Raw genomic sequence first — 6,508 nt, 5'->3', positions numbered from 1 at the left:
TAGTCGTTCGAACACCAGACCGTCACGTCCTGGCTCGTCCCGTCACCCTTCGTCCACGTCGCCCGCGGAAACGCTCCGCGATGACGCTTCAGGTCCGCAAACACACGATAGCGCCCCTCAGACCGAACACGGTCCAGAGCACTGCGGAAAGCGTGGGCGTAGTTCATCCTAGCGACGCGTCTCGTGCAGATCGGCCAGGGCGTTGCGCACCCAGACCACGCCCAGCGCGACCATGAAGACGGCGTAGCCGGCGAGCACGAGCGTCAGGAATGGGGTCATCGGGATCTCCTTATGCGAGGCACAGGATTCCGCAGACCCTCCCGGGCCGCCTTGATCGGGATCAAGACCCGCTTCAGGCCGCGGGCCGGTCCTCGGGATCCTCGACCAGGATGCGGGCGGCGTCGCCCTCCGGATCCTCGTACTGCCCTGCCTTGAGGCTCCACCAGAACGCGGCGACCGCCATCAGGCCAAGGCCCAGCGAGAACGGGGCCAGGAACATGACGATGTTCATCGGCGGGCTCCGGTGCGCAGCGCGTTGAGGGTGACGACCAGTGACGAGCCGGACATGGCGATGGCCGCGACGAACGGGTTCACCAGGCCCAGCATGGCCGCCGGCGCGGCGATCAGGTTGTAGAGGGCCGCCAAGCCGAAGTTCTCCATGGCCCGTCCCCGAGCGCTGCGGGCGACATCGACGGCGTCCACGACGGTCATGAGGCTCTCGCCCGAGAAGACCAGGTCGGCGGCGTTCTGGCTCGCCTCCAGCGCCGTGCCGGGCGCCATGGCGGCATGCGCCTTGGCGAGGGCGCCGGCGTCGTTGAGCCCGTCGCCCACCATCAGCACCTTGCGCCCCTCGCGGGTCAGGTCGTCGACGATCGCAGCCTTGTCGGTCGGCGTGCAACCGGCCCGCCACTGGACGACGCCGGCGGCGGTCGCGGCCCGTTCTACCGGCCCCGGCAGGTCGCCCGAGAGGATCTCCGCCGACAGGCCGCGGGCGCGCAGCGCCGCGACCGTCTCGGCCACGTCGGCCCGCAGCGGGTCGACGAAGGCGAAGCGGATGCGGATGTCGTTTTCGAAGCCGAACCACAGCTCGGTCTCGGCGGCGTGGCTCTGCACGCCCAGGAAGGCGGCCTTGCCCAGCCGGCAGCGCCGGCCATCGACGAGCCCTTCGACACCCTCGCCCGGATACTCGGTCACGTCCTCGGCCAGGGGGCCGTCACCCGCCGCCTCGGCCAGGGCATGGGCCAGGGGATGGCGCGAGGCGCGGGCCAGCGGCGCAGCCATGGCGATGGCGGCGGGCGCGGTCTCCTTCAGGCGCGGGCGGCCCAGGGTGAGCACGCCGGTCTTGTCGAAGATCACATGGTCCACCTCGGCCAGGCGCTCCAGCGCCGCCCCGGACTTCACCAGGACGCCGCGCCGGAAGAGGCGGGCCGAGGCCGTGATCTGGACCGCCGGCACCGCCAGGCCCAGGGCGCAGGGGCAGGTCACGATCAGCACGGCGACGGCCCGGATCAGCGCCTCGCGCGGGCCGAGGCCCAGCGCCCAGCCGCCGGCGAACGTCAGCAGGGCGACGGTGTGGACCACCGGCACGTAGATGGCCGCGGCCTTGTCGGCCAGCCGCACATATTTCGACTTGGACTGCGCGCCCATCTCCACCAGCCGGGCGATGGCGGCCAGGGCGGAGTCCGCCGAGCGCGCCGAGGCCCGCAGCCGCAGGGCGCCGGACAGGTTCAGGGCGCCGGCCCGGCAGGTCTGGCCGACGGCGACCGCGACGGGCGCGGTCTCGCCGGTCAGGAGGCTGTTATCGAGTTCGGACGCGCCCGAGACGATCTCGCCGTCCACCGGCAGGCGGTCGCCCGGCCGGACCAGCAGGAGGTCGCCGGGCAGGACCCTGTCCACCGGCGTCGCGGTCAGCACGTCGCCGGCGCCGATCAGGGTGGCCGTCGGCGCCTGCATGGCCAGGAGGTCCGCCGCCGCGCTCGACGCGCGGGCGCGCAGGCGATGCTCCAGCCAGCGGCCGATCAACAGCAGGAACAGCAGCGACACCGCCGCGTCGAAATAGGCGTCGCGCCCACCCAGCACGGTTTCCGAGAAGCTGATCGCCAGCGTCAGGATGACGCCGATGGAGATCGGCACATCCATGTTCGCCCGCCGCGCCTTCAGCGAGCGCCAGGCGGAACGGAAGAAGGGCATGCCCGCGTAGAGCGCGCACGGCGCGCCCACGATGCCCGAGAACCACATCATCAGGACCCGCGTCGCCGGCCCCAGCTCCTGCCCGAACAGGCCGGCCCAGATCGGCACCGAGAACATCATGGTGTTCATCACGCCGAAGCCGGCGACGGCCATGGCCAGGATCAGCTGGCGGCCCTCGCGGTCATGCGCGTCCCGGGCCTGTCCGGGATCGTACGGCGTCGCCGGATAGCCCAGGCGCGCCAGGGCCTCGACCACGCCGCCCGCGTCCCCGGAGCCGGCGCGGAACTCGACGGTGAGCCGCTTCTGCGTGAGGTTCAGCCGCGCGGCGGCAACGCCCGGCAGGGCCTGCATCTCGCGCTCGATCTTGGCCATGCAGCCGGCGCAGCGGGCGTCGGGAACCAGCAGGTCGAGGCTGCTGCGCCCGTCCTCGCGCCGGGAGAGAAAGGCCCCCAGGTCCGTGCGCGCGGCGTCATAGGTCAGGGCCATGTAAGCCTCCGCTCGGCGACGAAGGCCCCGCCCTGCGGCCCTCGCGCCTCGGCAGTGAGATCCCAGGCGCCGTCCAGCCGGCCCGCCGGGGCCACATAGCGACCGGGGCGGTCCTCGACGAAGCGCAGCTCGACCCGGCCCGCGTCCGTGGCGGGGCGCTGCAGCCGGCCGGTGATGGCCAGCCCTTGCAGGGCGCGGCCGTCGCGGTCACGGAATTCGAGGGCCACCTGCCCCGGCTCGGCCCCCGCCGAGGCGCGCCAGCCGAGCCGCTCCTGCGCCTCCAGCTGGGCGATGCGGCGGTTGTAGAGCAGGCCGTCCTCGTAGGGCGTCACCGACACCTGTCCGGGGAAGGTCCGGATTGCGATCACCATGAAGCTCGCATCCACCGCGATGATCACGGCGAAGAAGGCGCTGACGCCCGCAAGGACGTGCCAGCCGCGCACCTCGAACGGCCGCCGGGGGGTGTTGGGGACGAGGCTCATGGGGCGCTCTCCGCTCCGGTGAGGAAGGTGGTCTTGGTCTCGGCGCTCGCCTTGTCGCCGCGGATGGTGAAGACGGCGGGCAGGCTGGCTTCGGCCGCCCCGGGCGGGGCGGTGACGAACACCCGCAGGCCCCGCACCTCGTTCGCCGGCACGGTCGTGCGGACGACGGCGCCGGGCGGGTCGCCGGGCGCGCTGAGCCGGGCGCCAGGCACGCCGACGATGGCGATCTCGACGGTCTGGGCCGTGAAGGTGCGGTTGGCGATCTTCAGCGTGTAGCCGTTGCGCACTGACCCGTCGTGCAGCCGCACGAACATCGGATTACGATCGCGCAGGGCGTGCAGGTCGAGAGGCTCGCGGTTCAGCAGCCCCCAGCCGACCAGTCCGGAGACCAGCACCAGCGCCAGGGCGTAGTAGAGCGTGCGGGCGCGGACGAACTGATAGAACGGCTTGCGGCCGGCCGCCCGCTCGGCCACGGCGAAGTCGGTGTCGTAGGCGATCAGGTCGCGGGGGCGGCCCACCCGGTCCATGATCTCGTCGCAGGCGTCGATGCAGAGGCCGCAGTTGATGCATTCCAGCTGCGGGCCGTCGCGGATGTCGATGCCCATCGGACAGGCGACCACGCAGGCGTGGCAGTCGATGCAGTCCCCTCGGCCTTCCCAGGTTTGGCCCTTCTTGTGCGGCCCGCGCAGCTCGCCCCGGTCGCGCCGGTAGGTCACCTGGAGGGAGTGGTCGTCCAGCATCGCGCCCTGGATGCGGGGCCAGGGGCACATGTAGATGCAGACCTGCTCACGCATGTGGCCGGCGAACACGTAGGTGGTCGCGGTCAGGATGGCGCACGAGATGTAGGAGGTGATCGGCGCCTTGCCGGTCCAGAACTCGGCCAGCAAGGTCGGCGCGTCGCGGAAGTAGAAGATCCACGCGCCGCCGGTGGCGAAGGCCACGCCCAGCCAGACCGCATGCTTGCCGCCCTTGCGCCAGAGCTTGTCGAACGACCAGGGAGCGGCCGCCAGGCGCATGCGCGCGTTGCGGTCGCCCTCGAACATCCGCTCCACATAGATGTAGAGGTCCGTCCAGACGGTCTGGGGACAGGCGTAGCCGCACCAGAGCCGCCCGAACAGCGCCGTCACCAGGAACAGCGCCAGGGCCGCCATCACCAAGAGGCCGGTGATGAAATAGACCTCCTGCGGCCAGAGCTGGATGCCGAAGAAGTAGAAGCGGCGGCCGAAGAAATCGACCAGCACCGCCTGGTCCGGCAGGGCGCCGGGGCGCTCCCACCGGATCCACGGCGTGACGTAGTAGATCGCCAGGGTGGCGATCAGCAGCGCCCACTTGATCCGCCGCCATTTGCCGTGGACCAGCTTGGGGTAGATCGGAACGCGCGGCTTGTAGAGGCCGCCCGTATCCTTGGCCCTGGCCCGCGCCCGCTCCGCCGCGGACTGCGGGCCGGGGCCCGGACCTTCCGGCGGTTCGCGATTGGCGACGGTGTTGATGACGGTGGTCACCGGCCGGCGGCTCCTGTGGCGACGGCGTCCCCGGCCACCGGCGCGGGGGCCGGCGGCGCGACCGGCTCGGCGACCCCGCCGGCGTTGGCGTGCACGTACACGGCCAGCGCCTTGATCGTCTCCGGCGAGAAGCGGGCTTCCCAGGTGGGCATGACGCCGTTGCGGCCGTTGAAGATCTGGTCGTGGATCGCGGTCCGATCCGAACCGAACAGCCATTCGGCGTCGGTGAGGTTCGGGATGCCCTGGGTCGCGTCGCCGGTCCCGGCCGGACCGTGGCAGGCCGAGCACTGGTCGGCGTAGGTCTGACGCGCACGGCCCACGGCCGCAGCGTCCGCCTTGCGGCCGGACAAGGCCACAACGTACTCGGTGAGATCGCCGATCTGGGCCTCGGTCAGCAGCTGGTCACGGCCGAACGCCGGCATGACCTTCTCCCCCAGGGCGTTGGCGTGGCCCGAACGGACGCCCACCTGGATGGTGTGCCGGATCTGGTCCAGCTTGCCGCCCCAGAGCCAGACGTCGTCGCGCAGGTTGGGATAGCCCTTGCCGCCCGCACCCCCCGCGCCGTGGCAGGTGGCGCAGTTGTCGCCGAACACTGACGTGCCGACCTGCATGGCATAGGCCTGCAGCTCGGGATCGGCCTCGATCTCCTGGAGGCTTGCGGAGCGCAGCTGGCTCTCGCCGGCCTGGCGCTGGGCGGCCAGGCCCTTCAGCTCGCCCACCACCTCGGCCCGGTCGGACTTTCCGAGGATGCCGCGCGTGTAGCCGGTGAGGCCAGGCCAGGCCGGCATCAGGATCCAGTAGATCACCGAGGCGAGCATCGAGCCGTACCAGACCCACAGCCACCAGCGCGGCAGCGGGGTGTCCAGCTCCTTGATCCCGTCCCACTCGTGGCCGGTGGTCTCGGTGCCGGAGTGTTCGTCTCTTTCGCGCTCAGACATGGGGCGCCTCGTCATCTTCAAGCGGGAGTTGGGCGAGGCGCTGGAACGCCTGCTTGTGGCGCGGCCAGAGTGCGTATCCGACGCCGGCGGCGAAGATCAGGCCGAAGAACACCGTCCCGCCCTGCTGGGCGAAGGTGGCCACGGTCTCGTAGGTGAGGCTGCTCATCGCATGTTCCTCGGATCTTCCGCCTTGTAGGTGCGGAAATCGACCATGGTCCCGAGCACCTGGAGGTAGGCGATCAGGGCGTCCATTTCCGTCAGCTTCTGCGGATTGCCGTCGAAGTCGCGCTGCTGGACCTTGACCCCGTAGCGCTTCTTCAGGTCGGAGGTGTCGCCCGCGAACGGGTCGACCTGCTGCTCCAGGTCCGCGGCGGCGTTGGCGATCTGCGCCTTGGTGTAGGGCACGCCGACGGCCGTCAGGGTGGCCAGGCGTTTCTCGATCGTGCGGTAGTCGAGTTCCTTTTCAGCCAGGAACTTGTAGGGCGGCATGTTGGACTCCGGCACGACCGAGCGCGGATCGCGCAGGTGGTCGTGGTGCCAGCTGTCGGAATACTTGCCGCCGACCCGGGCCAGGTCAGGCCCGGTCCGCTTCGACCCCCACTGGAACGGGTGGTCGTACATGCTCTCGGCCGCCAGGCTGTAGTGGCCGTAGCGTTCCACCTCGTCGCGCAGGGGCCGAATCATCTGCGAGTGGCAGACGTAGCAGCCCTCGCGGACGTAGATGTCCCGGCCCGCCTGCTCCAGCGGGGTGTAGGGGCGGACCCCCTGCACCTTCTCGATGGTGCTCTCCAGGTAGAAGAGCGGGGCGATCTCGATGAGACCGCCGATCGAGACGACGATGATGATGCCGATGGTGAGCCAGAGCGAGTGACGCTCGAACTTCTCGTGACGCTTCCACATGTTCGGGCCC

The 6,508-nt window shown here is 70.8% G+C and carries 7 protein-coding genes and 1 pseudogene; all 8 read right to left on the bottom strand.

Annotated elements, in window-relative coordinates; all coding sequences use genetic code 11:
- A pseudogene (locus tag A2790_RS07310) lies at positions 1-167 on the bottom strand (5-aminolevulinate synthase); the annotation flags it as partial.
- A gap of 185 nt (positions 168-352) precedes the next feature.
- Positions 353-511: a cbb3-type cytochrome oxidase assembly protein CcoS gene (ccoS, locus tag A2790_RS07305; protein ID WP_293389298.1), complete on the bottom strand. Its 159-nt coding sequence runs from the start codon at positions 509-511 to the stop codon at positions 353-355.
- A complete protein-coding gene (locus A2790_RS07300) occupies positions 508-2,676 on the bottom strand; it encodes a heavy metal translocating P-type ATPase (RefSeq protein WP_293389296.1) in 2,169 nt (722 codons plus the stop codon). The genes ccoS and A2790_RS07300 overlap by 4 nt, the downstream gene beginning before the upstream one ends.
- Positions 2,667-3,158 (bottom strand): FixH family protein, encoded by a 492-nt coding sequence (locus A2790_RS07295; RefSeq protein WP_293389295.1) that lies wholly within the window; start codon positions 3,156-3,158, stop codon positions 2,667-2,669. The genes A2790_RS07300 and A2790_RS07295 overlap by 10 nt, the downstream gene beginning before the upstream one ends.
- Positions 3,155-4,648, bottom strand: coding sequence for a cytochrome c oxidase accessory protein CcoG (ccoG, locus tag A2790_RS07290; RefSeq protein WP_293389312.1), 1,494 nt, complete (start codon positions 4,646-4,648; stop codon positions 3,155-3,157). Before ccoG ends, A2790_RS07295 begins: the two co-directional genes overlap by 4 nt.
- 8 nt (positions 4,649-4,656) lie before the next feature.
- On the bottom strand, positions 4,657-5,598 hold the full coding sequence (gene ccoP, locus A2790_RS07285; RefSeq protein ID WP_293389294.1) for a cytochrome-c oxidase, cbb3-type subunit III: 942 nt from the start codon (positions 5,596-5,598) through the stop codon (positions 4,657-4,659).
- A complete protein-coding gene (locus tag A2790_RS07280) occupies positions 5,591-5,764 on the bottom strand; it encodes a cbb3-type cytochrome c oxidase subunit 3 (RefSeq protein WP_293389292.1) in 174 nt (57 codons plus the stop codon). Before A2790_RS07280 ends, ccoP begins: the two co-directional genes overlap by 8 nt.
- Positions 5,761-6,498: a cytochrome-c oxidase, cbb3-type subunit II gene (ccoO, locus tag A2790_RS07275; protein WP_293389290.1), complete on the bottom strand. Its 738-nt coding sequence runs from the start codon at positions 6,496-6,498 to the stop codon at positions 5,761-5,763. The genes A2790_RS07280 and ccoO overlap by 4 nt, the downstream gene beginning before the upstream one ends.
- Positions 6,499-6,508: the final 10 nt, after the last annotated feature.

The sequence above is a fragment of the Phenylobacterium sp. RIFCSPHIGHO2_01_FULL_69_31 genome (assembly GCF_001824475.1).
Classification (GTDB): Bacteria; Pseudomonadota; Alphaproteobacteria; order Caulobacterales; family Caulobacteraceae; genus Phenylobacterium.
The sequence above is the reverse complement of the archived record's forward strand: the minus strand, read 5'-3'. Positions and strand labels throughout refer to the sequence as shown.